Origin of the sequence: Pseudomonas sp. BF-R-26 (assembly GCF_019947395.1) — a bacterium.
Taxonomy (GTDB): domain Bacteria; phylum Pseudomonadota; class Gammaproteobacteria; order Pseudomonadales; family Pseudomonadaceae; genus Aquipseudomonas; species Aquipseudomonas farris.
Window position 1 is genome coordinate 168,209 of the sequence record NZ_JAGYGK010000005.1, and the last position, 25,947, is coordinate 194,155.

Annotated in this window: 28 protein-coding genes; 22 read left to right on the forward strand and 6 right to left on the reverse strand. The window is 57.8% G+C overall.

The window, feature by feature from the left end:
- Window positions 1–42 precede the first annotated feature (42 nt).
- On the reverse strand, window positions 43–357 hold the full coding sequence (locus KGB18_RS08550) for a hypothetical protein (protein WP_123723098.1): 315 nt from the start codon (window positions 355–357) through the stop codon (window positions 43–45).
- A gap of 96 nt (window positions 358–453) precedes the next feature.
- Window positions 454–1,107, reverse strand: a complete 654-nt coding sequence (locus KGB18_RS08555) for an HD domain-containing protein (protein WP_223569677.1) — start codon at window positions 1,105–1,107, stop codon at window positions 454–456.
- 220 nt (window positions 1,108–1,327) lie between these two features.
- Between KGB18_RS08555 and KGB18_RS08560 the strand changes: the two genes are divergently transcribed.
- The 5 genes from KGB18_RS08560 (at window position 1,328) to KGB18_RS08580 (ending at window position 4,361) form a co-directional block, all read left to right on the forward strand.
- Window positions 1,328–1,810, forward strand: a complete 483-nt coding sequence (locus KGB18_RS08560) for a GNAT family N-acetyltransferase (RefSeq protein WP_123723100.1) — start codon at window positions 1,328–1,330, stop codon at window positions 1,808–1,810.
- Window positions 1,811–1,964: 154 nt separating this feature from the next.
- A complete protein-coding gene (locus tag KGB18_RS08565) occupies window positions 1,965–2,627 on the forward strand; it encodes a hypothetical protein (RefSeq protein ID WP_123723101.1) in 663 nt (220 codons plus the stop codon).
- Window positions 2,624–3,118: a PAAR domain-containing protein gene (locus KGB18_RS08570; protein ID WP_123723102.1), complete on the forward strand. Its 495-nt coding sequence runs from the start codon at window positions 2,624–2,626 to the stop codon at window positions 3,116–3,118. Before KGB18_RS08565 ends, KGB18_RS08570 begins: the two co-directional genes overlap by 4 nt.
- A gap of 6 nt (window positions 3,119–3,124) precedes the next feature.
- Entirely contained in the window at window positions 3,125–3,856 is a 732-nt protein-coding gene (locus KGB18_RS08575; RefSeq protein WP_123723103.1) for an alpha/beta hydrolase, read from the forward strand.
- A 7-nt stretch (window positions 3,857–3,863) separates the two neighbouring features.
- Window positions 3,864–4,361, forward strand: a complete 498-nt coding sequence (locus tag KGB18_RS08580) for a hypothetical protein (protein ID WP_187326508.1) — start codon at window positions 3,864–3,866, stop codon at window positions 4,359–4,361.
- 55 nt (window positions 4,362–4,416) lie between these two features.
- Here KGB18_RS08580 and KGB18_RS08585 read toward each other — a convergent pair whose 3' ends face one another.
- Window positions 4,417–4,860, reverse strand: a complete 444-nt coding sequence (locus tag KGB18_RS08585) for a hypothetical protein (protein ID WP_123723104.1) — start codon at window positions 4,858–4,860, stop codon at window positions 4,417–4,419.
- Window positions 4,861–5,053: 193 nt separating this feature from the next.
- On the opposite strand from KGB18_RS08585, the gene KGB18_RS08590 reads away from it, so the two are divergent.
- The 5 genes from KGB18_RS08590 (at window position 5,054) to KGB18_RS08610 (ending at window position 10,227) form a co-directional block, all read left to right on the forward strand.
- A complete protein-coding gene (locus KGB18_RS08590) occupies window positions 5,054–6,046 on the forward strand; it encodes a 2-dehydro-3-deoxygalactonokinase (protein ID WP_123723105.1) in 993 nt (330 codons plus the stop codon).
- 19 nt (window positions 6,047–6,065) lie between these two features.
- Window positions 6,066–6,686, forward strand: coding sequence for a 2-dehydro-3-deoxy-6-phosphogalactonate aldolase (locus KGB18_RS08595; protein WP_123723106.1), 621 nt, complete (start codon window positions 6,066–6,068; stop codon window positions 6,684–6,686).
- 45 nt (window positions 6,687–6,731) lie between these two features.
- On the forward strand, window positions 6,732–7,880 hold the full coding sequence (gene dgoD / locus KGB18_RS08600; protein WP_007903915.1) for a galactonate dehydratase: 1,149 nt from the start codon (window positions 6,732–6,734) through the stop codon (window positions 7,878–7,880).
- A 172-nt stretch (window positions 7,881–8,052) separates the two neighbouring features.
- Window positions 8,053–9,363 (forward strand): MFS transporter, encoded by a 1,311-nt coding sequence (locus KGB18_RS08605; RefSeq protein ID WP_123723108.1) that lies wholly within the window; start codon window positions 8,053–8,055, stop codon window positions 9,361–9,363.
- Between the two features lie 60 nt (window positions 9,364–9,423).
- Entirely contained in the window at window positions 9,424–10,227 is an 804-nt protein-coding gene (locus KGB18_RS08610) for an IclR family transcriptional regulator (RefSeq protein WP_008012044.1), read from the forward strand.
- A 15-nt stretch (window positions 10,228–10,242) separates the two neighbouring features.
- Here the strand turns inward: KGB18_RS08610 and KGB18_RS08615 are convergent, their stop codons facing one another.
- Window positions 10,243–11,295 carry an NAD(P)-dependent alcohol dehydrogenase gene (locus tag KGB18_RS08615; protein ID WP_123723109.1) on the reverse strand — a complete coding sequence of 351 codons (1,053 nt, stop codon included), beginning with the start codon at window positions 11,293–11,295 and terminating at the stop codon, window positions 10,243–10,245.
- A 192-nt stretch (window positions 11,296–11,487) separates the two neighbouring features.
- Here KGB18_RS08615 and KGB18_RS08620 point away from each other — a divergent pair, with 192 nt between their 5' ends.
- Window positions 11,488–12,378, forward strand: a complete 891-nt coding sequence (locus KGB18_RS08620; protein WP_123723110.1) for an AraC family transcriptional regulator — start codon at window positions 11,488–11,490, stop codon at window positions 12,376–12,378.
- Window positions 12,379–12,560: 182 nt separating this feature from the next.
- Here KGB18_RS08620 and KGB18_RS08625 read toward each other — a convergent pair whose 3' ends face one another.
- The gene (locus KGB18_RS08625; protein WP_123723112.1) at window positions 12,561–14,225 is read right to left on the reverse strand and encodes an electron transfer flavoprotein-ubiquinone oxidoreductase; all 1,665 of its coding nucleotides are present in this window, start codon (window positions 14,223–14,225) and stop codon (window positions 12,561–12,563) included.
- Between the two features lie 547 nt (window positions 14,226–14,772).
- On the opposite strand from KGB18_RS08625, the gene KGB18_RS08630 reads away from it, so the two are divergent.
- From KGB18_RS08630 to KGB18_RS08675, 10 genes are all read left to right on the forward strand, one after another.
- On the forward strand, window positions 14,773–15,522 hold the full coding sequence (locus KGB18_RS08630; RefSeq protein ID WP_003226982.1) for an electron transfer flavoprotein subunit beta/FixA family protein: 750 nt from the start codon (window positions 14,773–14,775) through the stop codon (window positions 15,520–15,522).
- Window positions 15,523–15,524: 2 nt separating this feature from the next.
- Window positions 15,525–16,454, forward strand: a complete 930-nt coding sequence (locus KGB18_RS08635) for an electron transfer flavoprotein subunit alpha/FixB family protein (protein ID WP_123723113.1) — start codon at window positions 15,525–15,527, stop codon at window positions 16,452–16,454.
- Window positions 16,455–16,536: 82 nt separating this feature from the next.
- Window positions 16,537–17,373: a substrate-binding periplasmic protein gene (locus tag KGB18_RS08640; RefSeq protein ID WP_123723114.1), complete on the forward strand. Its 837-nt coding sequence runs from the start codon at window positions 16,537–16,539 to the stop codon at window positions 17,371–17,373.
- A 9-nt stretch (window positions 17,374–17,382) separates the two neighbouring features.
- Window positions 17,383–17,739, forward strand: a complete 357-nt coding sequence (locus KGB18_RS08645; protein ID WP_008073146.1) for a DUF4398 domain-containing protein — start codon at window positions 17,383–17,385, stop codon at window positions 17,737–17,739.
- Window positions 17,736–18,548 carry an OmpA family protein gene (locus KGB18_RS08650; protein ID WP_123723115.1) on the forward strand — a complete coding sequence of 271 codons (813 nt, stop codon included), beginning with the start codon at window positions 17,736–17,738 and terminating at the stop codon, window positions 18,546–18,548. The genes KGB18_RS08645 and KGB18_RS08650 overlap by 4 nt, the downstream gene beginning before the upstream one ends.
- Before the next feature lie 286 nt (window positions 18,549–18,834).
- Entirely contained in the window at window positions 18,835–20,274 is a 1,440-nt protein-coding gene (locus tag KGB18_RS08655; RefSeq protein WP_007903895.1) for a PLP-dependent aminotransferase family protein, read from the forward strand.
- 86 nt (window positions 20,275–20,360) lie between these two features.
- Window positions 20,361–20,828 carry a translation initiation factor 2 gene (locus tag KGB18_RS08660; RefSeq protein ID WP_123723116.1) on the forward strand — a complete coding sequence of 156 codons (468 nt, stop codon included), beginning with the start codon at window positions 20,361–20,363 and terminating at the stop codon, window positions 20,826–20,828.
- 158 nt (window positions 20,829–20,986) lie between these two features.
- Window positions 20,987–21,241 carry a YkgJ family cysteine cluster protein gene (locus tag KGB18_RS08665; RefSeq protein WP_019582607.1) on the forward strand — a complete coding sequence of 85 codons (255 nt, stop codon included), beginning with the start codon at window positions 20,987–20,989 and terminating at the stop codon, window positions 21,239–21,241.
- A gap of 41 nt (window positions 21,242–21,282) precedes the next feature.
- Window positions 21,283–21,885: an START domain-containing protein gene (locus tag KGB18_RS08670; RefSeq protein WP_123723117.1), complete on the forward strand. Its 603-nt coding sequence runs from the start codon at window positions 21,283–21,285 to the stop codon at window positions 21,883–21,885.
- A gap of 631 nt (window positions 21,886–22,516) precedes the next feature.
- On the forward strand, window positions 22,517–24,610 hold the full coding sequence (locus tag KGB18_RS08675) for an LTA synthase family protein (RefSeq protein WP_123723120.1): 2,094 nt from the start codon (window positions 22,517–22,519) through the stop codon (window positions 24,608–24,610).
- Window positions 24,611–24,670: 60 nt separating this feature from the next.
- Here KGB18_RS08675 and KGB18_RS08680 read toward each other — a convergent pair whose 3' ends face one another.
- Entirely contained in the window at window positions 24,671–24,823 is a 153-nt protein-coding gene (locus tag KGB18_RS08680) for a DUF3309 family protein (RefSeq protein WP_008012020.1), read from the reverse strand.
- Between the two features lie 292 nt (window positions 24,824–25,115).
- Between KGB18_RS08680 and KGB18_RS08685 the strand changes: the two genes are divergently transcribed.
- Window positions 25,116–25,931 carry an SDR family oxidoreductase gene (locus KGB18_RS08685; RefSeq protein WP_007899657.1) on the forward strand — a complete coding sequence of 272 codons (816 nt, stop codon included), beginning with the start codon at window positions 25,116–25,118 and terminating at the stop codon, window positions 25,929–25,931.
- Window positions 25,932–25,947 lie beyond the last annotated feature (16 nt).

Genomic DNA, 25,947 nt, shown 5'->3' on the forward strand with positions numbered 1-25,947 from the left:
TCAGGATGGGTAGGTATTGCATGTTCCCTCGCATCGGCGAACTTATTGATTGACGCTACGGCCTTCGGAGCCCGAGCCACCGGTGGTGGTTTTCGAGCCGACGCCGGTTCCGGCGTTATCGGGAGTCTGGGTGCCGGGTGTAATCATCCCGCCCTGAGCGCCTGCGTCGTCGTGATAAATCCGTGGGTCTGTGGCCGTCGGAGAAGGCGACCGGCCGCTGTCGATGCCTTGGGTGGCCGCAGATTCGGGCCTTTCGATTGGATCGGTCGGGTCGGTCCCGGAAGAGCTGGTCGCGGCGAACGCGACAGAGGTGAGCAATGTGGTGAGAGCGAAGGTGGTCAGTCGGGACGTGATCATGGTGTCGTCTCCGTTGATTAGAGTCCTTACCCGATATTGGTCCTTTCTGACCTGGATTGGTGCCTGATGAACGACGAGTGGTGTCGTTCTGGCTGATTAATCGACACCGATTTCTTCTTTGAACTGCTCCATGAAACCCTTCAGGCGTTCGTGACGAATCTGTGCCAGACGTTGACCGGTGGTCGTTTGGAAACCGTCCGCCAGGTGCAGCAGCTTGGTCTGGAAATGATCGAGGCAAAAACGTTTGTCGTCGTAGTCCCGTTTTTTTGCCTCTGGGTCCAAAGGATCGTACAACGCACTGCCAATGCGTCCGGCGATGTAGAAAGTACGCGCCACGCCGAGCATGCCAAGGGAGTCCAGGCGGTCGGCGTCCTGGATGATTTTCGCTTCGAGGGTGATGGGCGTGATGTTGGCGCTGAAGCTATGGGCTTCGATGGCATGGACGACCGCAGTGATTTTTGCGCCAGGCCAGTCCATGGCTATCAGAACTGTCGAAGCTTTCTGCGCCGCCAGTCGTGATGCCTGTGAGCGCAGCGGCGAGTTCTTCTCTACCGCCACGCAATCGTGCAACAGCACGGCTGCCAGCAGCACCTCAAGATCACCGCCTTCTTCTGCATGAAGCGTGCGCACGTTGTGCCACACCCGCTGTAAGTGCGACAGATCATGGGCACCGTCCTCGCCAGGTTCCAGCGCGTGGGGCAGCAGTTCAGAAGCCAGAGTGTGCAGCGGCGCGAAAGCGGCAGTGGTCATAAAAGTCCTTGGATTCGACTCGGTTTTTGTGATCAATGAGCACCCTGTGGGAGCGGGCTTGCCCGCGAAGACGTCAGTACAGTCACGCTGATTTCGCAGGCTGGCCCGTTCATACAAAGCGCCACAAAACATCAATGCTACATGACGTTTTGCTTTCAAATGTGACGAGCGCCGCGCGCGGACTTAGTATGGCGTTTTCAATTTTTGACAAGGCACGTTCATGACGATCGAAATCCGCCCGGCAACCCCCAGCGATGCTCCGCAAATTCTCGCGTTCATCACTGAACTGGCGGACTTCGAACGTGCCCGCCACGAAGTCATCGCCAGCGTCGCCGACATCGAGCGTAGCCTGTTCAGCGAGGGCGCCACCGCCCATGGCCTGATCTGCCTGCGCGATGGCTTGCCGATTGGCTTTGCGGTGTTCTTTTTCAGCTATTCCACCTGGTTGGGCAGCAACTGCCTGTACCTCGAAGACCTCTACATCACGCCTGAACAACGGGGCGGCGGCGCCGGTAAAACCTTGCTGCGCCATCTGGCGAAAGTCGCCTGCGCCAATGACTGCGGCCGTTTCGAATGGAGCGTGCTGGACTGGAACAAACCGGCGATCGAATTCTACAAATCCCTCGGCGCACAGCCGCAGGAAGAGTGGGTGCGGTATCGGATGGATGGGGCGGTGTTGCGCGAGTTTGCCGAGGGACGTTGATTACTGGTGGCTATCTGACATGAATCAGTTGTTCGCACCACTCTAGTCCGGCATTCTGTGCGCCCTTTGCGCGCTCACGGACGACACCTGCAATGCCTTTTGCACTCTTTCTCCACGCCCGTGGAGCCTTCGCCGCGTCAATGAGTGACCGGCGATGAGCGGACTTCGGGCGACTATGCGTCTGTATGGCCTGGTGAAAAACCTCGGCTCCACGGACGACCGCCATCGCCAGCCGGTGGACATCCTTTGCACCCTCAACCGCGCGAGCGGTAAGGCAATTCAGGCGTTTGTTTCGCGTCTGGACGCCGAGTTGATGACGCGCAGTCGCGGTCTCGAGGAGTACCGTGTCATACCGCTTCGCACGTTCGATCCGAATCCTTTTATCCAGGAACATCAGGGCTGGCTGACGCTGCACGTCTGCTGTGGCTTCGTCGCTCCGGCGGATCAATCGCTACTGAACGACGGCACGCTGTCGCCCATGGGCTGGTACGTCTATTCCGACATCGGCCAATGGACCGCAGAGCATTACATCGATTTCGGCCCGCAGATGGCCAGCCTGTTGCGGACGTCCTATGACCGGATCGGCCTGCGCGACTACAACACCGTGCTCAATGACCTCGATAGCGTCTCGGATGCAGATCTGAAATGGCAAGTTGCCGAGGTTTGGCAAACCCTTCACAACGTTTCATCCCCCGACAGCCATGACGATTGTCATGCGCTGTTCGACCCGGTCGAGAACCGTTGGTGCTTCGCCGCGACCGACATTGATATTTATCAGCCTCACCCTGAACCTCAGAAGCAAGGAGCTTTGACTTGAGTGGAAAACCTGCTGCGCGCGTCACCGACCCGACCGCGTGCCCGTTGCCAGGCCATGGCACCAACCCGATCGTGGCCGGCTCCCCGGACGTGTTCTTCGACGGTCTCGGCGCTGCCCGCATGACCGACAAATCCGCTTGCGGCAGCCCGATCACCGGCGCCGTGTCTGGCACGGTATTCATCAACGGCCTTAATGCTGCAACGCTCGACAGCACGGGCGGCCATGGCAACGTGGTGATTGGTGGCTCTGGCACGGTAATTATTGGCCAGAGTGGCGGAGGGGCGGCGTTTAGTGGGTTGTTGCCGATGCCGGTGCATTTTACTGACAGGTTGCAGGTGGTTAACGAAGCGACCGGAGAGCCCGTTCCCTACCACCCCTACACCATTCAGCGTGGTGACGGCAGTGAGGAGCATGGCATCACGGATGCGTCCGGATTCACCCATACCGTCAGTTCGCATTTGGCTGAAACTATTAAATTGTTTGTGGAGTGATCAGGTATGCCTGATGAAAGCGCGACAGTAGAAGCACCTTTGGCGAAAAGAGAGGTGAAAACGCATACGCTCACATGCAAGACGGATCAGTCCGTCAAGCAGGTTTCCGTTGGATTGCGGGATCTGGTTATATTTTTTATCGGTGGTGCGGGGGATCAAGAAAGTTATTATCTTACTGGTCCAAATAATAATATTGGTTATGTTCGTGATGTAACTGTTGCGGACGCAAAAAAGTTGAATGTATTAAGTCGCTGTCCTTCGTGGTCTCTCAGCTATAATGCATTCATTAGTGATGAAGACTTAGAGAAGAATGTAATCAGTCGGATACCCAATTGCTCCACGGCGGTTTACATTGTTGGTCATAGTCTCGGTGGGTGGAATGGCGCTCATCTATCCAGTGTATTGACCGAAAGAGGATTTAAAGTAAAGATGCTGATGACTTTGGACCCTGTAGGTGAGGGTGAAATTGTTTACGGTATTTCAAATATTTACAAGCGAGAGCCAAAGCCGAAAGCCGAGTACTGGGTGAATATACGTGCTGCTGCTGTCGATTGGAATTTTTCGGATCTGGTTGCAGACTTCGGTGAACAATGGGAAATCACCCAAGGTCCGAATGTAATGGGCAGGGTCGATATCAACCACGCGGATGCCAATCTAATGTTCATGCAGGTATTGCCAACCGGAAAATCGGCTCGTCAGATATTCAATGAGTCGATTTTAAGCTATTTCAGGGAGTGATGTTTGGATGCGTAAGCTATTTCTTTTTTTTGTAATTTTAATGAGTTCAGCCTGTTCTTTAAATCACGGAAAGCCTATCGCTACGCTCCAGTACTCAAAAACTGAACAATTTCTAGATACAAGTATCTATCAGATTTATTTTACGTCTGATATAGCGATTCTTGATTTGTTCAAGTCGCGAATTGGCGAAGGGCTTGTATGTTCGCTGGAAGATGATATGGATTTCTCTCAGGCGCATCACATTAGGCGCTCCGGTTTCGGTTTTGTTGAAAAGGTTGTGGGTAATCCACAAGCAACCTATAAAGCTGATGTGATTTTTAGCGAGTCTGAAAGCGGCAAGGGAGGAGAGAAGTATTTGCAAGGCGAGACGTTAGTCCCATTGTTGGAAGGTCGTGATTATATTTCTTGTGTGTTTAGAGTTCATACCACTACGTACAAAACATATTTCTCAAATGTCATGCATGTACCGGCCGGGGAGTTGGTGAAGGCCGCTGCTAAAAAATAACAATACAAACTTCCCCGATGAGGCTCGCCGAATTTTCAAAGAGTAAGCGGCCTTGTCACTCCGTCATTTCCCAATTACCACTAAGCAAACCATCAAGTGTCTGCCGTACGGTGATCTTGAAAGCGCCGGCCTTCCCTTCATCGAAGGCCGCTTTCCAGTACGTATACCCCTGACTGAAATCCGGAATCTCTGCGGTCTCACCCACACGGCGAGTGAGGCTGCGTTGCAGAGCTTTGGCCTGGAAGGGCAGGTGAGGCATTTCATTGAATTCATTGCCGACTACCGGGTTGATCATCCGGATGCCGTCGACCCTGATGTGCACGACCTTGCCATATTTTGGATAGTTTTCGATTTTCAGAATGGTCAACGTAGAGGCCTCTTCACCGGGGCGGGTTTTGTAGGCCCAGATGTCACCTTCCTTCAATGCTGGTGCTGCGCTGAACACAGCGTTGATCCAGAGCGCACCGCAGACCAACAATACCTTTAGAGCCGTTTTCATGTTTCTTCCTTGAATATTCGGGGAGGCTGGCACCCGCATGGGCGCAGGGCGGCATTTTAGAGCGTTGTCGGAGAAAATCTTGTCACACTTGTAAATCCCACAATATGGGAGTGATATTTATATATTGAGATTTACCTTCGTCCAGGTTTATAGTCCAGCTCACTCACTGCCAAAAAACAAAACAGGTGAAGCGATGCTGGCGCAATTGATCGCGCTCGATTGGGGGACTACCTCATTACGTGCTTACAAACTCGGCTTCGGCGGCCAGGTGCTGGAACAGCGTTCGCTGTCGTCCGGGATCATGCAGTTGCCAAAGACGCCGCGAATCATCGCCGGCCAGGAATGCGCCGACGGTTTTGAATTGGCCTTCGATGAGGCGTGCGGTGACTGGCTTGACGCACAGCCCGATTTGCCGGTGATTGCTTGCGGTATGGTCGGCAGTGCTCAGGGCTGGCGCGAAGCGGCCTACTGCGACACGCCGGCGAACGTCGCCAATCTCGGAACTTCCCTACAAACCGTTCGCAGTCTTCGCGGTGTCGATGTGCACATCGTGCCGGGCGTGATTCAGCGTTCGCGCTTGCCGAACGTGATGCGCGGCGAAGAAACCCAAGTCCTCGGCGTGTTGCAGAATCTGCCGAGCGGGGCGGGCAACGATCTGTTGATCGGTCTGCCGGGCAGCCATTCGAAATGGGTGGAAGTGGCCGACGGCTGCATTGTGCATTTCGATACCTTCATGACCGGCGAAGTCTTCGCCGTCCTCAGTGAACACAGCATTCTGGGGCGCACTCAGCAGCGCGGCGCGTCTTTTGATGGCGAAGCGTTCGATCGTGGCGTGCGGGTGGCCCTGTCGGCGGACGGCGAAATCGGGCCGCTGTCGACGTTGTTCAGTGCCCGCAGTCTGGGGCTGACCGGTGAACTCACCGCCGTCGCTCAGCCAGACTATCTGTCCGGCCTGTTGATCGGTCATGAACTGTCGGCCCTGGCCAACGTTCAGCGGCGCCGGCGCAACAGCGTGCACCTGCCTTCGATCATCCTCATCGGCAACACCCAACTCTGCGCCCGCTACAGCCGGGCGCTCGACGCCTGCGGTTTTGCCCGGGTGACCCTGGCCGAGCAGGCCACCGAACGCGGGTTGTGGCAGTTGGCGGTCGCCGCCGGACTGATCACGACACCCCCATCCCGTTAAACCTGACTGGAGGTCTGACATGCTCAAGCAAGCACTGGCACAAAACGGTCTGATCGCGATCTTGCGTGGCCTGCGTCCGCAAGAAGCGGCAGCCGTCGGCGAAGTCCTGTACTCGGCCGGATTTCGCGTCATTGAAGTGCCGCTTAATTCCCCCGAACCGTACGAAAGTATCCGCATCCTGCGCAGTACCTTGCCCGCCGATTGCCTGATCGGTGCGGGCACAGTGTTGACGCCGGAACAGGTCGAGCAAGTGAAAGCGGCGGGCGGTCAGGTGATCGTCATGCCTCATAGCGATGCCAAGGTGTTGCGTTCGGCGAAGGCAGCGGGGCTGTTCCTGTCGCCGGGTGTGGCGACGCCGACCGAAGCCTTTGCGGCGCTGGCCGAAGGGGCGGATGTGCTGAAGATGTTCCCGGCCGAACAAATGGGCCCTGCTGTTGTGAAAGCCTGGCTGGCGGTGTTGCCGGCAGGGACGGTGCTGGTGCCGGTAGGCGGGATTACGCCGGACAACATGCAGGTGTTTGTCGAGGCCGGCGTCAAAGGTTTCGGCCTTGGCTCCGGGTTGTTCAAACCGGGCATGACACCTGAGCAAGTGGCAGTAAACGCCAAGGCGTATGTCGCTGCATGGAACGCTCTGCATTAAGACTTTTTGGCGCCGAGCGCGCTACATCTATAAGAGAGATAAAAGATGAAAATCACCAAACTCACTACCTTCATCGTTCCGCCGCGCTGGTGCTTCCTCAAGGTCGAAACTGACGAGGGCGTGACCGGTTGGGGTGAGCCCGTGGTCGAAGGCCGCGCGCACACTGTCGCTGCTGCGGTTGAGGAGTTGTCTGACTACCTGATCGGCAAAGACCCACGCAACATCGAAGACATCTGGACCGTGCTCTACCGTGGCGGCTTCTACCGTGGCGGCGCGATCCACATGAGTGCCCTGGCCGGCATCGACCAGGCGTTGTGGGACATCAAGGGCAAGGCTTTGGGTGTGTCGGTCAGCGATCTGTTGGGTGGTCAGGTGCGGGACAAGATTCGCGTTTATTCATGGATCGGTGGTGATCGCCCGGCGGACACCGCTCGCGCCGCGAAAGAAGCGGTCAGCCGTGGTTTCACGGCGGTGAAAATGAACGGCACCGAAGAACTGCAATTCCTCGATTCCTTCGAGAAGGTCGACCTGGCTTTGGCCAACGTCGCCGCCGTACGCGATGCCGTCGGCCCGAATGTCGGCATCGGCGTGGACTTCCATGGTCGGGTGCACAAGCCCATGGCCAAGGTGCTGATGAAGGAACTCGACCCGTACAAACTGATGTTCATCGAAGAGCCGGTACTCAGCGAAAACTACGAAGCGCTGAAAGAACTGGCACCGCTGACCAGCACACCGATTGCCCTCGGCGAGCGGTTGTTCTCGCGTTGGGACTTCAAGCGGGTGCTCAGCGAAGGCTACGTCGACATCATCCAGCCCGATGCCTCCCACGCAGGTGGCATCACCGAAACCCGCAAGATCGCCAACATGGCCGAAGCCTACGACGTGGCACTGGCGCTGCATTGCCCGTTGGGTCCGATTGCCCTGGCGGCATGCCTGCAACTGGACGCGGTTTGCTACAACGCGTTCATCCAGGAACAGAGCCTGGGCATCCATTACAACGAGAGCAATGACCTGCTCGATTATGTGAAGGATCCGCGGGTGTTCGACTACGACAAGGGCTTCGTGAAAATACCCAACGGGCCTGGCCTGGGCATCGAGATCAACGAGGAATACGTGATCGAACGCGCCGCCGTAGGCCACCGCTGGCGCAACCCGATCTGGCGCCATGCCGATGGTAGTTTTGCCGAGTGGTGATTTCCTCCTGACTCAACACAAATCCCTGTGGGAGCGGGCTTGCCCGCGATAGCGTCTTGTCAGTCACATCAATGCTGAATGTACCGCCGCCATCGCGGGCAAGCCCGCTCCCACAGGGTACACCGCAAGTCTTCAAATTGACCTCAATAAACATAAGAAGAGGCACCCCCCCATGCAACCGCAAACCCTCACCGGGCAGGCGTCGTTGGTGACGCCGAGCCGCAAGCGGTTTTTCATCATGGTCCTGTTGTTCATCACGGTGGTGATCAACTACCTGGACCGCAGCAACCTGTCGATTGCCGCCCCGGCGCTGACCAGCGATCTGGGCATCGATCCGATCCACGTCGGGCTGATCTTCTCAGCCTTTGGCTGGACCTACGCCGCCATGCAGATTCCCGGTGGCTGGCTGGTGGATCGGGTACCGCCGCGCATTCTGTACAGCGTCGCGCTGTTGCTGTGGTCACTGGCCACGGTGATGCTTGGCTTCGCTGCCAGTTTCATCGCACTGTTCGTGCTGCGCATGGCCGTCGGTGCGCTGGAAGCGCCGGCGTATCCGATCAACAGCCGCGTGGTGACGACCTGGTTCCCCGAGCGCGAACGTGCCACGGCCATTGGTTTCTACACGTCCGGGCAATTCGTTGGTCTGGCGTTCCTGACGCCTGTATTGGCCTGGCTGCAGCACCAATATGGCTGGCACATGGTGTTTGTCAGCACTGGCGTGGTGGGCATTATCTGGGCGGTGATCTGGTACGCGGTGTATCGCGAACCGCGTGATTTCAAGGGCGCCAACGACGCTGAAATCGAATTGATCCGCGAAGGCGGCGGCTTAGTGGATATCCAGGCAGAAACCGCGAAGGCCAAGGCGAAATTCAGCTGGACCGATCTCGGCATCGTTCTGACCAAACGCAAACTCTGGGGTATCTACCTCGGTCAGTTCTGCCTCAACTCGACCCTGTGGTTTTTCCTGACGTGGTTCCCGACCTACCTGGTGAAATATCGCGGCATGGACTTCATCAAGTCTGGCTTGCTGGCGTCGCTACCGTTTCTGGCGGCCTTCGTCGGCGTGCTGTGTTCGGGGTTCTTCTCGGACTTTTTGATTCGTCGCGGCTACACAGTGGGTTTCGCCCGCAAGTTGCCGATCATTGGCGGCCTGCTGATCTCCACTTCGATCATCGGTGCCAACTTTGTTGAATCGACGCCGCTGGTGATTGCCTTCCTCGCGTTGGCCTTTTTCGGCAACGGCCTGGCTTCGATTACCTGGTCGTTGGTGTCGACACTGGCCCCGGCGCGCTTGCTTGGATTGACCGGTGGGGTGTTCAATTTCATCGGCAACCTGGCGGCGATCACCACGCCCATCGTCATCGGCTTCCTCGCTTCCGGTGATTCGTTTGCCCCGGCGATTACCTATATCTCGGTTCTGGCGTTGTTGGGTGCGCTTTCCTACGTGTTGCTGGTGGGCAAGGTCGAGCGTATCAAGTTGTAGTCGCGGCCATCGGGCGACCATAATGCCGCCCGTTCACTCGCTCAACGGTAAAGGCTGGATATGCAGGAAGACGCCCCAAAAATCGCCAAGGACGCTGCGCCGACTGGCACCCAGACACTGCTTCGTGGCCTGGGTGTGGTTCAGGCCGTGGCCAGTGGCGCCCGCGATCTCAAGGAAATCGCCCGGCTGATCGGCACGACGCGCAGCACCACTCATCGTCTGGCCAGTTGCCTGGTGGATGAGCGTTATCTGCGGGTGGTGCCGCAAGTCGGTTATCTGCTGGGGCCGAAACTGATCGAGCTGGGTTTCCAGGCTCGTGAAGAGCTGCCGCTGGTAACGCTGGCGGGGCCGTATCTGGATGAGTTGTCGGCGTTGACCGGCGACACCATTCATCTGGCGATTCGTGAAGGCGACGAGGTGCTGTACCTGCATAAAAATCCCGGGCGCAACGGTCCGGAAATGCGTTCGCGAGTCGGTCATCGCATGCCATTGGCGCGTACCGGGATCGGTAAGGCGTTGATGCTCGATGACACGCAGGAAGAATGGCAACGGCTGTACGAAATCAGCTTGCCGGTGGGTGGGAAAAATCAGTTCTGGCCACAGCACCCGGAGCAATCCTGGGAGCAGTTTCAGCAGCGCATGATCGAGTACGTGGCCGGCGGGTACGCGTTCGATCTGGAAGACAACGAACCGTCGATCCGCTGCGTGGCGGCGCCGATCCGCGATGCCAGCAAGCGCATCGTCGCCGGTATCAGCATCGCCAGCACCGTGCCGTACATGCCATTGGAAAAAATGGCCGAGCTGATTCCCCTGATCAAAGGGGTCACAGCCCGGCTGTCGGCGGAGCTCGGCTTGAAGGTATAAGTCGAGCGGGTCTGATCAGACTTTCAGCGTCGCCATGTCGATGACGAAGCGGTACTTCACGTCACCGGCAATCATGCGGGTGTAAGCCTCGTTGATCTGCCGGATGTCGAGCATTTCGATGTCGCAGGTGATGCCGTGCTCGGCGCAGAAATCCAGCACTTCCTGGGTTTCGGCGATGCCGCCGATCAGCGAGCCTGCCAACACGCGACGACCCAATACCAGTTTGGCAGCGTGAACCGGTGGATCGATCGGTTCGATCAAGCCCACCAGAATGTGTACGCCGTCGAAACGCAGCGTATCGAGGTAGGGATTGAGGTCGTGCTGCACCGGAATGGTGTCCAGCAGGAAGTCGAAATGTCCTGCGGCGGCTTTCATCTGTTCAGCATCTGTGGACACGATCACGTGGTCCGCGCCTTGACGACGACCTTCTTCAGCCTTGCTCGCCGAGCGGGTGAACAACGTCACTTCAGCGCCCATCGCCTTGGCGAACTTGATGCCCATGTGACCGAGGCCACCCATGCCGAGAATCCCGACCTTGTCGCCGGCCTTGACGCCGTAGTGCTTGAGCGGCGAGTAGGTGGTGATGCCGGCGCACAGAATCGGCGCGGCGCTGGCCGGATCGAGTTTCTCCGGGATACGCACGACAAAGTGCTCGCTGACCACGATGCTGTCGGAGTAACCGCCCATAGTGTTACTGCCATCGACCCGGTCCGGGGTGGCATACGTCATGGTCGGGCCTTCAAGGCAGTATTGCTCCAGATCCGCCTTGCAGGCTTCGCAGTGGCGGCACGAGTCGACCATGCAGCCGACGCCGACCAGATCGCCGACTTTGTATTGGGTAACATTCGCACCGACCGCGGTGACTTTTCCGACGATCTCATGGCCGGGCATCAGCGGGTAAACAGCAATGCCCCATTCGTTGCGTGCCTGATGGATGTCGGAATGGCAGACGCCGCAGTAAAGAATGTCGATCGCAACGTCGTCGGCCCGAGGGCTGCGGCGTTCGAATTTCATCGGGGCGAGGGGAGTGGTGGCTGACTGAGCGGCGTATCCGATGGCGGTGTACATGGTGAACCTCGCAAAAGCGGTGACAGGTGAGGCGAGCAATTCTGGGCGCCGCACGGGTTACCGGCCATGGCGATTCCTCCGGGTGTCATGCCTAATCCTCCGGCATGTGCGTTTGATGGAGTGCATTGGCCATCAGACCTGCGATGATGTTTTCATCCCTTTTTTCGCGACTTTTTTTGTGAAGAGCTCCTCATGTTGTTGACCCGTCATCTCGATGCCAATGCCACGCTGGTTTCGCTGATTAAGCCTCTGACCACCCGAGACGGTTTCGCTCCTACCACGTTGCCGGGCGTGCAGGTTTTGCGCGCCAGTTGTGATATGGCCCGTGGCCCGCAAATCTACGAGCCAAGCCTGGTCATCATCGCCCAAGGCAGCAAGTTGGCGTATCTGGGGCCGCGTACGCTGGAATATGGTGCCGGGCATTACCTGATTCAGGCGTTGCCGGTGCCCTTCGAGTGCGAAACGTTTTCGGCTCCGGATGGCCCGATGCTGGGCGTTTCCATCGCCATTGACCGGGTGATGCTCGGTGAGTTGGTGCTGGCCATGGGGCTGTCGCCGGGGCGCACTGTTCCCGCACAGACGCCCGAGTCCATGACCTCGGCGGTGCTCGACGATGCCATGCGCGGTTGTGTGGAACGGTTGTTGCGCTGCCTGCACGATCCGCTGGAGTGCCAGATCATGGGCACGGCGCGCTTGCGTGAATTGTTGTTCGTGGCGTTGCGCGGTCCGCAAGCCGATGTGTTGCGAGCGTTGGTGGAGCAACAGGGGCAGTTCGCACGGATCGCGGCGTCCCTAAGTCATCTGCATGCGCATTACACCGAGCCGCTGAACGTCGAGACCCTGGCCAGTTGCGCGAACATGAGCGCGTCGACGTTTCATGAGCATTTCAAACGCAGCACTTTGTTGTCGCCGGTGCAGTATTTGAAGCGTTTGCGCTTGCTCAGGGCCCAGCAGTTGTTGCTGGGAGAGGGGTTGGGCGTGGCCCAGGTGGCGCATCGGGTGGGGTATCAGAGCACGTCGCAGTTCAGTCGTGAGTACAAGCGTTACTTTGAGCGCAATCCTGGGGATGAGCGGGCAGCCTGATACGCCACGAATCCCTGTGGGAGCGGGCTTGCCCGCGATTGCGGTGGGTCAGTCGACTTTGATGTTGGATGATAAACCGTCATCGCGGGCAAGCCCGCTCCCACAGGGTCTTGTGTTGATGCCTGGATTTCGGGCAACAAAAAGGCCCCCATTTAGGGAGCCTTGATGTTCAGCGATTTGACTTACATGTTCGGGTAAGTCGGGCCACCAGAGCCTTCCGGCGCCACCCAGGTGATGTTCTGTGCAGGGTCCTTGATGTCGCAGGTCTTGCAGTGAACGCAGTTCTGGGCGTTGATCTGGAAGCGCTTCTCGCCGTCTTCCTGGGTCACCACTTCGTACACGCCGGCCGGGCAGTAACGCTGGGCAGGCTCATCGTACATCGGCAGGTTCTTGCCGATCGGAATGCTCGGATCGGTCAGCTTCAAGTGGCACGGCTGCTCTTCTTCGTGGTTGGTACCCGAGATGAACACCGAGCTGAGTTTGTCGAAGCTGATCTTGCCGTCCGGTTTCGGGTAGTCGATCTTCTTGCAGTCGGCCGCCAGTTTCAGGCAAGCGTAATCCGGCTTGGTGTCGTGCAGGGTGAACGGCAGTTTGCCGCCGAAGATGTTCTGGTCGAGCCAGTTGAAACCGCCGCCGACGATGGCGCCGAACTTGTGGATCGCCGGGCCGAAGTTGCGGCTGGCGAACAGTTCGTCATAGAGCCAGCTTTTCTTGAAGGCGTCGACGTAAGTGGTCAGTTCTTGCGTGCCGTCCAGATCGGCGAACAGCGCGTCGGCCACGGCGTCAGCGGCGAGCATGCCGGACTTCATCGCCGTGTGGCTGCCTTTGATCTTGGCGAAGTTCAGTGTGCCGAGGTCGCAACCGATCAGCGCGCCGCCCTTGAAGACCATTTTCGGCAGCGAGTTCAGGCCGCCTTTGGAGATAGCACGCGCGCCGTAGCTGATGCGCTTGCCGCCTTCCAGGTATTGCTTGAGCACGGGGTGATGCTTGAGGCGCTGGAACTCGTCGAACGGCGACAGGAAGGTGTTGCTGTAGGAAAGATCGACGATCAGTCCGACGACCACCTGGTTGTTTTCCAGGTGATAGAGGAACGAGCCGCCGGTGTTCTCGGTGCCCATGATGTCCAGCGGCCAACCGGCGGTATGGACCACCAGGCCTGGCTGGTGCTTGGCCGGGTCGATTTCCCAGATTTCTTTCAGGCCGATGCCGTAGTGCTGGGCGTCGGCTTCGCTGTCGAGGTTGAAGCGCTTGATCAGCTGCTTGCCGATATGGCCGCGGCAACCTTCGGCGAACAGCGTGTACTTTGCACGCAGTTCCATGCCTGGGGTGTACAGGCCTTCTTTCGGATTGCCTTCGCGGTCAACGCCCAGATCGCCGGTGATGATCCCGCGAACTACACCGTTCTCGTCGAACAGTGCTTCCTGCGCGGCGAAGCCCGGGTAGATTTCAACGCCCAGGTTCTCGGCCTGCTGGGCCAGCCAGCGGCACAGGTTGCCCAGGGAGATGATGTAGTTGCCTTCGTTGTGCATGGTCTTGGGCACAAAGAGGTCAGGAATCTTCTGCGCGCTGTCGGCGTTTTTCAGAACGAAGATGTCATCGCGTGTAACTGGCGTATTCAGCGGCGCGCCGAGTTCTTTCCAGTCCGGGAACAGTTCGTTCAGGGCACGTGGTTCGAACACGGCACCGGACAGAATGTGAGCGCCGACTTCGGAGCCTTTTTCGACCACGCAGACGCTGATTTCCTTACCGGCTTCGGCGGCCTTCTGCTTCAAACGGCAGGCGGCGGACAGGCCAGCGGGGCCGGCACCGACGATGACCACGTCGAATTCCATGTATTCGCGTTCCACAGGCTATCTCCTACTCAAGGCTCAACAGTTTTTTTTCTAATTGGAGGTTTGGCGTTGCATCCATTATTTCCTCCGGTAACTGCCGGAAGGGACAATGGATGACCCACCTTTCTCTCTAGGTGGCGCATTATATCTACACCACTCCTAGCGTCCAATACAAACGTTTGTTTGAATGGGCTCAAAGCCAGAGAAATCAAAGTCACGCGGCTTATGACTGGCCATTTTGCCGTATTGACCGGAATAGGTGTTCCGGTCAAGATACGGGCGGTTTTGCGCTCGCCGTAGGCTGACTGTTGGTTTCAAGAGCACCTCTAAAGACAGGGCGATGGCAGTACAAGGTGATGCGTAGCACAGGTCAGGCGCGCAGTTTACACGCCGCGATTATGAATGACTTGTCGGTCACCACTGACGAACGGTTATCAGCTTCGTGAGCAACGTTCACCCGATACACCTGCCAGCGTTTTTAGAGGTGCCCTTGCGCCGATGAGCATCAACCGCCAGGTTCGCCTAGGCGACTTTCTTTTCACCGGAGAGTAACGAGGAATCCATGAAGGTTCTTGTAGCTGTCAAACGCGTTGTGGATTACAACGTCAAGGTTCGTGTCAAGGCGGACAATTCCGGCGTCGACCTCGCTAACGTCAAGATGTCGATGAACCCGTTCTGCGAAATCGCAGTGGAAGAAGCCGTACGTCTGAAAGAGAAAGGCGTTGCGACTGAAATCGTCGTCGTCTCCATCGGCCCGTCCACCGCTCAAGAGCAACTGCGCACCGCGCTGGCTCTGGGTGCCGACCGCGCCATCCTCGTCGAATCCGCTGAAGATCTGACTTCCCTGGCCGTTGCCAAGTTGTTGAAAGCTGTTGTCGACAAGGAACAGCCTCAGCTGGTGATCCTCGGCAAACAAGCCATCGACAGCGATAACAACCAGACTGGCCAGATGCTCGCTGCATTGAGCGGCTACGGTCAGGGCACATTCGCTTCGAAAGTCGAAGTGTCCGGCGACAGCGTTGCCGTGACCCGTGAAATCGACGGCGGCGCGCAGACAGTTTCCCTGAAACTGCCGGCCATCGTCACCACCGACCTGCGTTTGAACGAGCCGCGCTACGCGTCTCTGCCAAACATCATGAAAGCCAAGAAGAAGCCTCTCGAAGTGCTGACTCCGGACGCTTTGGGCGTTTCCACCGCCTCCACCAACAAGACCCTGAAAGTTGAAGCGCCGGCTGCACGCAGCGCGGGTATCAAGGTCAAGTCGGTGGCTGAACTGGTCGAGAAACTGAAAAACGAAGCGAAGGTAATCTAATCATGACTATCTTGGTAATCGCTGAGCACGACAACAAGGTTGTGGCTCCTGCCACCCTGAACACCGTTGCTGCTGCCGCCAAAATCGGTGGCGACATTCACGTTCTGGTCGCTGGCCAGAATGTGGGTGCTGTTGCTGAAGCCGCTGCGAAAATCGCTGGTGTGGCCAAAGTGCTGGTGGCCGACAACGCCGCTTACGCTCATCAACTGCCGGAAAACGTTGCTCCGCTGGTTGCAGAGTTGGGTAAGGCTTACAGCCACATCCTGGCTGCCGCTACTTCGAACGGCAAAAACATCCTGCCGCGCGTTGCCGCGACCCTGGACGTTGACCAGATCTCCGAGATCATCTCGGTCGAAAGCGCTGATACCTTCAAGCGTCCGATCTACGCCGGTAACGCCATCGCTACCGTGCAATCGTCGGCGGCCGTGAAAGTGATCACCGTGCGTGCCACCGGTTTCGACCCGGTTGCTGCTGAAGGTGGTTCGGCTGCCGTTGAAGCAGTTGCGGCTGCTCACGACGCTGGCACTTCGAGCTTCGTTGGTGAAGAACTGGCCAAGTCCGATCGGCCGGAACTGACCGCTGCCAAAATCGTCGTTTCCGGCGGTCGCGGCATGCAGAATGGCGACAACTTCAAACACCTGTACGCCCTGGCCGACAAGCTGGGTGCTGCCGTCGGTGCTTCCCGCGCCGCGGTCGACGCAGGTTTTGTACCCAACGACATGCAGGTCGGTCAGACCGGCAAGATCGTTGCTCCACAGCTGTACATTGCCGTCGGTATTTCCGGCGCGATCCAGCACCTGGCCGGCATGAAAGACTCCAAAGTGATCGTTGCGATCAACAAGGACGAAGAAGCGCCGATCTTCCAGGTGGCCGATTATGGCCTGGTGGCAGACCTGTTCGAAGCTATCCCCGAGTTCGAGAAGCTGGTCTAATCCGGCAGCTTGACTTATAAAGAGCCCGACCTTTTGGTCGGGCTTTTTTTTGCGAAAATATTGGGTTGTAGGGAGTGTCGTCATGGATTTGCGCCGCGTATGTGGCTGGTCATTACTGTTGGGGCTGACGTTGTTGCCGGGGCTATCCATAGCCGCGGGCAAATGCGAGCGCCTGGTGGTGACCGGCAGCCCGGACGCGCCGCCGTACCTGTGGCAAGACCCGCATAACCCCAAGTACCTGATAGGCGCGAGCGCCGACCTGTTGCAGCAAGTGGCGGGGGAGTTGGGCATCAAGGTCGAGCTGCTTTATGCCGGCAAACGCTCCCAGGCCCTGGACGAAGTGCGCAGCGGGCGCATGGACATGCTGGCCGATGCACCATTGATGGTCAGTGAGCTGGAAAATCTGGATTACATCCATCCACCGCTGCTGGAAAACGATTATCTGGTCTGGACCCGCAACGACTCGTTACTGGTCTACAACGAAGCGCAAGACCTTCACGGTCATCCCGGTGCCTTGTCGGAAAAGGCTCGAGTGACCCCCTCGTTCGGCACTTTCGCCGAGCAGCAATTGACCCTGGTGCGCACGCCCAATCTGACCCAGGCCTTTCAGAAATTGCTGCTGAACGAGGTGGAATTTGTCCTCGCCGGACGCTACTCGGGCATGGCCATGGTGCAAACGCTGGGCATGGCCGATGACTTGATGGCTCACCCACAACCCATCGACAAACCCGGCCTGTATCTCGCGGTTTCCCATAACTCTGCCTGCAACGATCCTTGGTTGCGCGGACAGCTGGCCAAAAAGATGACAGAATTGCCCGCGTCCGGACTGACGGAAGCTGCGCTGCTGCGCAATATCGAGCGTTGGAAAACGCAACGTTCACAACCGCAGCCACAACCTGTCAGTACCCCAAAACAGTAGGGATTTTTAGTGAGTATTCGACCTCTTTTCGCTGCCCTGGCCGTTCTGGCTCTGGCGGGTTGTGCAGCCGATCCGGCGCCGAATGAACAAATACGCCTGACCGAACAGGCACTCGAACAAGCCAAGGCCGTGGGTGCTACCGCCGACGAAGTGCCGGAACTGAAACTGGCTGAAGACAAGTTCAAGCGTGCCAAGGGCAACATGGCCGACCAGTCCTTCAAGAATGCGCGCATGCGGGCCGAACAGGCCGAGCTGGACGCGCGTCTGGCCGAAGCCCGGGTTCTGACCCTCAAGAGCGAGGAGCAGTTGAACGTGCTCAATACCCGCATCACTCGCCTGCGCAAGCAACTGGGAGATGCCCAATGAGCCTGAAGACCAAAGCACTCGGCGGCTTGATCCTGGCTGGCTGCGCAAGCCTTTATGGCTGCGCCGGTCAACACAGCGAAACCGCATTGCAGCAGGCCGGCACCGACTTCCAGAAGGTCAAGGAAGACTCCAACGTGCTGCGCATTGCGCCCAAAGACGTGATCCGTGCCGGCGAATCCCTGGCCCGCGCCGATCGTCTGTCCAGCTACTGGGGCAGCGGTTCGGACGTTGTGCATTACGCCTACCTGAGCCAGCGCTACAGCGAAATCGCCCGGGAACACACTAATCAAGTGCTCAACGAAGAACGCGCGGCGAAGCTCGAACTCGAGCGTCAGCGCCTGCAATTGGCCCTGCGTGAGTCCAAGCTGCTCAGCGTGCAGCAACAGGGCAAGTGGCTCGAAGAGCAGATCGTGGCGCTGGCGACCACCCAAACCGACCGTGGTCTGGTGATGACCTTGGGCGATGTGCTGTTCGATACCGGTGAAGCAGAGCTGAAAAGCTCGGCAAACCGCGTGGTGCTGAAGATCGTCCAGTTCTTGCAGCTCAATCCCAAGCGCGTGGTGCGGATCGAGGGCTATACCGACAGCACTGGCGGTAAACAGGAAAATCTCAAGCTGTCCCGCGACCGTGCGCAATCGGTGGCGGATGTGCTGATGGACCTGGGCATCGACGACAAACGTATCAAAGTCGAAGGCTACGGCGATGAATACCCGGTGGACGTGAACGCTTCCGAGCGCGGGCGTGCGCAGAACCGTCGAGTGGAAATTGTGTTCTCCGACGAAAAAGGCCAGCTCGGCGCCGCCAGGTAGGAGCTGGCGGAGCCTGCGATCTTTTGATCTTGCTCTTGATACTCAAGTGGGCCTGGAAAGATCGCAGCCTCGTTTCACTCGACAGCTCCTACAACCCGGCCTGTCAGCAGTGCCGGGTTTTTTTGTGCCTGCCAATCAGCGCAATACTCTCCATAAAAACAGTACAGTTTTTGCTGACAATGCACTGTACGGTCGACTATTGTGACAACTGTCCCAGTACACTTCCAAACTGTTCCGGTATTGTTTCACACAAGAATAAAATGCCCGTGAAATCGAGTGCTGCGTCATGACCAATCTCTTGCTCTATCAACGAATTGCTCAGCAACTGGCCGAAGACATCCGCCGCGGTGTCTATCAACCCGGGGAGCGCGTGCCTTCGGTGCGCAAGATGAGCTCGCAGCTCAACGTCAGCCATGCAACGGTGTTGCAGGCCTACGCCAACCTTGAGGATCAGGGGCTGATCCGTGCCCGGCCGCAATCCGGTTACTACGTGCACCAGACGCCAGCGCTCACGGCGCCAACCCCGGACATTGCCCGGGTTGAGCGACCTGGCCTCGTCACCCGCAGCAGCATCATTCAGCAAGTCCTGGTTGAATCCCGCCGCGAAGGCGTCTTCCCGTTGGGCGCCGCCGTACCAAGCGTCGACTACTTACCGGTGCGGGCGCTGCATCAGCAACTGGCCAAAGTCACCCGTTTCCATAGCCCGCGGGCGTTCAGCTACATGTTCAGCCCCGGTTTCGAGCCGTTGCGTCGGCAAGTGGCGATCCGCATGCGCGATGCCGGCGTGGTGGTCGATCCATCGGAAGTGGTGATCACCCACGGCTGCGTCGATGCGTTGCAGATGTCTCTGCGCGTGTTGACCCGGCCGGGTGATCTGATCGCGGCCGAGTCGCCGACCTATTACGGTTTGCTGCAACTGGCCGACCTGCTGGGGCTGAAAGTCATCGAGATCCCTAGCGATCCAGCCACCGGCATGAGCCTCGAGGCCTTGCAGCTGGCGGCCAACCAGTGGTCGATCAAGGCGCTGGTGCTGACCACGCGCCTGAGCAATCCTCTGGGCGGCACCATGCCCGAAGAGCGGCAGAAACAATTGCTGCGCCTGGCCTCGGATTTCGATATCCAGGTCGTCGAAGACGATATTTACGGCGAGCTGATGTTCGAGCAGGGCCGCACCAAATCGCTCAAGGCCTATGACCGTCTGGATCGGGTGATCTATTGCTCCAGCTTCTCCAAGACCCTGTCGCCCGGTGTGCGCATCGGCTGGATGATTGCCGGCAAGTACCAGCAGGAAATCCAGCGCTTGCAGACCTTCAGTACCCATTCAGCCTGCAGCGTCACGCAAATGGGCATCGCGGCCTATCTGGAGAACGGCGGTTACGACCGGCATTTGCGCTACATCCGTCAGGAGTACCGCAAGAACCTCAGTGCTTTTCAGCTGGCGGTGCAGCAGTACTTCCCGGAAGGCACACAGATGACCCGGCCCACCGGTGGCTTCATTCTGTGGGTCAGCTTGCCGGGGCGGGTCAACACGCAGGAACTGCATGTGCGTGCGTTGCAGCAGGGCATCAGCATTGCGCCGGGGCTGATTTTCAGTAATACCGAGCAGTTCAATCACTGTATTCGCCTGAACTGTGGCATCCCTTGGAACCGCGAGGCCGAGCGTGCATTGATGACGTTGGGGTTGCTGGCGACGCAACTTTGTCAGGAGACGGCGAGCGGTTTTTGAGCAGCTGGGCAGTTCTGAACTGGCCGCTTGTCTTGTCGTCTCCAACAGGCGAGCATATAGCCTTCTGTCGTTCACGCGTTGGGTCCATGAAGCCGATTTTTTCTGCCGCCTGGTTGTTGATCTGCCTGTTAATGACCTGTCACCCGGAAGGCGTCATGGCGGCTTCCGTTCAGGAAAAACCGTCAGCCAGCACAACCGCGAAAAAAGCAGCACCGGTCAAAAAGGCCACACCGGTCAAAAAGAAAGCTGCAGCGGTCAAAAAACGTTCCCCCATTGCTTCCAAGTCGAAACCGGCCAGTGAAGTCGTGAAAACCAAACTCCCTTCGGCAAATCTCGATTTGAGCTTGCCCAAGGACATGGTCGAAGAACTGAAGCCGGTCGGCACGGTACAGTTGCCCCGACACGATGCGCTGTTGCCGCAAATGTTCGGTGACAAGAGCAGCCCGTTCCAGCTCAACGGTCGTTTGCTCAGCAACGAAATGCAGCTGCAACTGCGCAATGAAGAGCGTCGGGAAGTTGAAGGCGCGGCGCTGGAATTCGAGTTCAAGCAGTAAATCCCTCCCGTTCGTGACCCGCGGACCAGACACTTTGTCGGAGACTGGTCAGTCACGTTCGTTTGAGCGAAAAAACCTGGGCTCAGGTAATTTAAAACAGTCGTTTTAGCCGTTACTCTGTGCCACGTCCCTTTACCCGTCGCGAGGAGCTTGTCGTCATGAGATGCCGTGAAGGCTGTGGCGCCTGTTGCATTGCCCCTTCCATCAGTTCGCCGATTCCCGGAATGCCCAATGGCAAAGCCGCCGGAGAACGTTGCGTACAGCTGTCTGCCGATAACCTGTGCAGCATTTTCGGCAAGCCGGAACGTCCTGCGGTGTGTTCGGCATTTGAAGCCGATGTCGAGGTCTGTGGAAGCAGCAGCGACGAAGCGATCAAGTTGCTGGGCTGGTGGGAGCAAATGACGGCCGCGTGATGTGTTCAACGAACGGAACTTCAACAATAAGGAATAAGACTATGGGTTCGCTGCATCGTATCGCTGTGCTGTGTGGTTTGACGGTTTTGCTGGCCTCCACGGCCCAGGCCGAAGAATGGAAAACCGCCAAGGAAGAAGAGGGCATCAAGGTGTCCTTGAGTGAAGTGGCCGGTTCCCAATACAAGGCTTACCGTGGCGTGACCGTCATGAAGACCACCATGGCCAAACTGCGTGCATTGCAGGAAGACGTGCCGGGTGCCTGTGCATGGATTCACGAGTGCAAGACTCAGAAGTTGCTCAAGCATGAAGGTAACCAGAGCTGGACCTACACCCAGTTCAATACCCCTTGGCCGGTCACTCCTCGCGACTCCGTGTTGCATGTCACCACCGTTGAAGGCGCTGATGGCAGCCTGACCCGCGAGCTGGAAGGACAGCCGAAGTACCTTCCGGAAGAAAAAGGTTTTGTACGGGTCGCCCAGGTCAAAGGTTTCTGGAAGCTCGTTCCTAAGGGCGATCAAGTCGAAGTGACTTATCAAGCCCATACCGAACCCGGCGGCAGCGTGCCGTCGTGGCTGGCCAACAAGTTTGTGGTCGATGCGCCGTTCAATACCCTCAAAGCCCTGAAAGAACGCGCCGAGAAATAACCACCCAACTCTTTTGATATGGCCTGTTCGACAAACACCCCGATGAATAACCTGTGGCGAGAGAGCTTGCTCCCGCTGGGCCGCGAAGTGGCCCCAAAAATGGGACTGCTTGGCAGTCCAGCGGGAGCAAGCTCCCTCGCCACAGGTTCAGTATCACGGCTTTATTTTGTTTCTGGATATGCGTTGAACGAAATTTTCACAAAGTCTCCAAGACAATTCACCCGCGCCCAACCAGTCCGTCTCCGCAACTTTGCGTCACGTCTCTTGTCCCAGAGCGCTACAAGCGACAGTCGGCCTGCGGGTTAGTAATCAATGGTAATGCCGCGGTTGATCGTGCAACATTTGCGCACCGCGCACGCCCCGGGGCCGAGGATGGCCAACAGAGGGCGAGACAGCTGATGCCGGTTGGTCAAGCGCAATTCATGTGAGAGCGGGCTTGTGGCGAGGGGGCTTGCCCCCGTTGGGCCGCGCAGCGGACCCAAAAATTTGCGAGCGCTGCGCACTCGAACGGGGGCAAGCCCCCTCGCCACATAAGCCCGCTCCCACAGGGTCTGCTCGCTTAACCGACCGGCATCAGGCAAGGCACCGCTGTATTTTTGAAACTTCAACTTCCAATGGGTCCTAAAACGACATGGCAAACCCGGACGCCCTGAGTCAGCAGCGAGCTTCTAGTCGCCTGCTGCAACCGACCGTCAAATCGCATCTGGCCTACACACTGTTGTGTGCCCTGGTCATGATGGTCATGTTCAGCCTGCTGCGCGTGGCGCTGCTGGTCTACAACCGCTCGATGATCCTCGATACACCTGCTTCGACCTTTCTGGAAGCGTTCGCCAACGGCCTGCGTTTCGACTTGCGTCTGGTGGTTTACCTCAGCATTCCGCTGCTGCTGGCATTGTTCAGCGCCCGGGCGATGGCTGCCCGCGGATTCTTCCGGCTATGGCTGACCGTTGCCTCGAGCATCGCGCTGTTCCTCGGCCTGATGGAGATGGACTTTTACCGCGAGTTCCACCAGCGCCTCAACGGCCTGGTCTTCCAGTACGTGAAAGAAGACCCGAAAACCGTGATGAGCATGCTTTGGTACGGTTTTCCGGTGGTTCGCTACCTGTTGGCCTGGGCCGTGGGCACGTTGATTCTGACCCTCGCGTTCAAGGGCGCCGACCGCGCCACGCGTCCTCGCGGGCCGTTCAGCGGTGGCAGCATTAGTACGCGGCAGGTCGCTCCGTGGTATGCGCGCGGTGTGGTGTTCGTGGTCTGCCTGCTGGTCTGCGTGGTCGCCGCTCGTGGCACCCTGCGTCAGGGCCCACCCCTGCGTTGGGGTGACGTTTACACCACCGATTCGAATTTCGCCAACCAGCTGGGCCTCAACGGCACACTATCGCTGATCGCGGCGGCCAAGAGCCGGATGTCCGAACATCGCGACAATGTCTGGAAGGCAACGCTGCCGCAGCCTTTGGCCCAGCAGACCCTGCGCGATTTGTTGCTGACCCCGAGCGACAAGCTGGTCGATCCCGAGACTGCCGCGGTGCGTCGCAACTACAGCCCCGACACCAACAAGACACTGCCGATCAAGAACGTCGTGGTGATCCTGATGGAAAGCTTCGCCGGTCACTCGGTGGGTGCTCTGGGGCGTCCGGGTGAAATCACACCGTACTTCGACAAACTGTCGAAAGAAGGTCTGTTGTTCGACCGTTTCTTCTCCAACGGCACCCATACCCACCAGGGTATGTTCGCCACCATGGCCTGCTTCCCGAACTTGCCGGGTTTCGAATACCTGATGCAGACGCCTGAAGGCAGCCATAAACTGTCCGGTCTGCCGCAGTTGCTCAGCGCCCGTGACTACGATGATGTGTACGTTTACAACGGCGACTTCGCCTGGGACAACCAGTCGGGTTTCTTCAGCAACCAGGGCATGACCAATTTCATCGGGCGTAATGACTTCGTCAACCCGGTGTTCTCCGATCCGACCTGGGGCGTGTCCGACCAGGACATGTTCAACCGTGGTCTGGAGGAGTTGAAGGCCCGCGATGGCAAGGACAAAAAGCCGTTCTATGCCTTGCTGCAAACGCTGTCCAACCACACGCCGTACGCCTTGCCGACGCCATTGCCGGTGAAGCCTGTGACCGATCGTGGCAACCTCAACGAACACTTGACCGCCATGCGCTACTCCGACTGGGCGTTGGGTCAGTTCTTTGAACAGGCCCGCAAAGAGCCGTACTTCAAGGAAACCCTGTTCGTGGTCGTCGGCGATCATGGTTTTGGCAACGAGCAGCAGATCACCGAAATGGACCTGGGCCGCTTCAACGTGCCGATGCTGATGATCGGGCCGGGCGTCCAGGAAAAATTTGGTCAGCTCGACCACACAGTGGGCACCCAGATCGACATCGTGCCGACTATCATGGGCCGTATCGGTGGTGACGTGGTTCATCAATGCTGGGGTCGTGACTTGCTGAACCTGCCGGAAGGCGACAAGGGCTTTGGCATGATCAAACCGTCGGGCAGCGATCAGACGGTGGCGTTGCTGACTGCGGATCGCGTACTGGTATTGCCCAAAGAGATGCCGCCGAAGTTGTATCAATACGAACTGGGCGCCAACCCGAAAGGTGAAGTGATCCCGGCATCGGCTGACGAAGCGGCGCTCAAGCAGAAGCTCGAGTCGTTCATCCAGACGGCCACCAAAAGCCTGATCGATAACACCGCCGGTGTGGTTGACGGCAAGCCGGACTAAGTTTTTGCGCAATACAAAAGAGGCCCCTTCAAGGGCCTCTTTTTTTTGCCGGAAAAATCTTTATATCTTGCCAAGCAGCAGCAGGATCAACAGCACCACCAACACCACGCCGATGATACCGGACGGGCCGTAACCCCAACTTCTGGAGTGCGGGAAGACCGGCAAGCCACCTATCAACAACAGGATAAGAATAACGATAAGAATTGTGCCCATGTCTGTTTCCTTGTTGGAAGCGTTGTGGATTGACCTAGGGTTTAGCCATCAGCTGGACTTGTATTAATCCTAGCTGCTTACAAAATCCGACTCATGGATATGAAGAAAAATTCCAGTTTTTTTTAATGTATTTGGAAAGTATGTTTATTTCTTTTACTGCGTCTCAAAGTTGAAACAACCAGACCGCGCCGTGGTTCATTGCTGGCCATTCAGCAATCTGATGGAGCGTGGGTCGCGCATTATCCTTCGCTACACTCGGTGCATCTTCCCCGGAACAACAAGGCTGTTTGCTATGCAAAATCGCATGATGATCACTGGCGCGGGCTCAGGCCTGGGTCGCGAAATCGCGCTGCGCTGGGCGCGTGAAGGCTGGCAGCTGGCCTTGTCGGATGTCAGTGAACCCGGTTTGCAAGAAACCCTGAAACTGGTTCGCGAAGCCGGCGGTGACGGTTTCATCCAGCGTTGCGATGTGCGCGACTACAGCCAGCTGACGGCTTTTGCCCAAGCCTGTGAAGAGAAGTTCGGCGGCATCGATGTCATCGTCAACAACGCCGGCGTGGCCTCGGGCGGGTTCTTCAGTGAACTGTCGCTGGAAGACTGGGACTGGCAGATCGCGATCAACCTGATGGGCGTGGTCAAGGGCTGCAAGGCCTTCCTGCCGCTGCTGGAGAAAAGCAAAGGCAAGATCATCAACATCGCCTCGATGGCCGCACTGATGCAAGGTCCGGCCATGAGCAACTACAACGTGGCCAAGGCGGGAGTGGTGGCTTTGTCCGAGAGTCTGTTGATCGAACTGGCCCACGAGGAAGTCAGCGTGCATGTCGTTTGCCCGTCGTTCTTCCAGACCAACTTGCTGGACTCCTTCCGCGGCCCGACCCCGGCCATGAAAGCCCAGGTCGGCAAATTGCTGGAAAGTTCGCCGATCAGCGCTGCCGACATTGCCGACTACATCTATCAGCAGGTCGCCGCCGGCGAATTCTTGATCCTGCCTCACGAACAGGGCCGCATGGCCTGGGCGATCAAGCAAAAAGACCCGCAAGTGCTCTACAACGAAATGACCGTAATGGCCGACAAAATGCGCGCCAAGGCCAAACAATCCGCAGGCTGAACTTGCCCGTGCACAA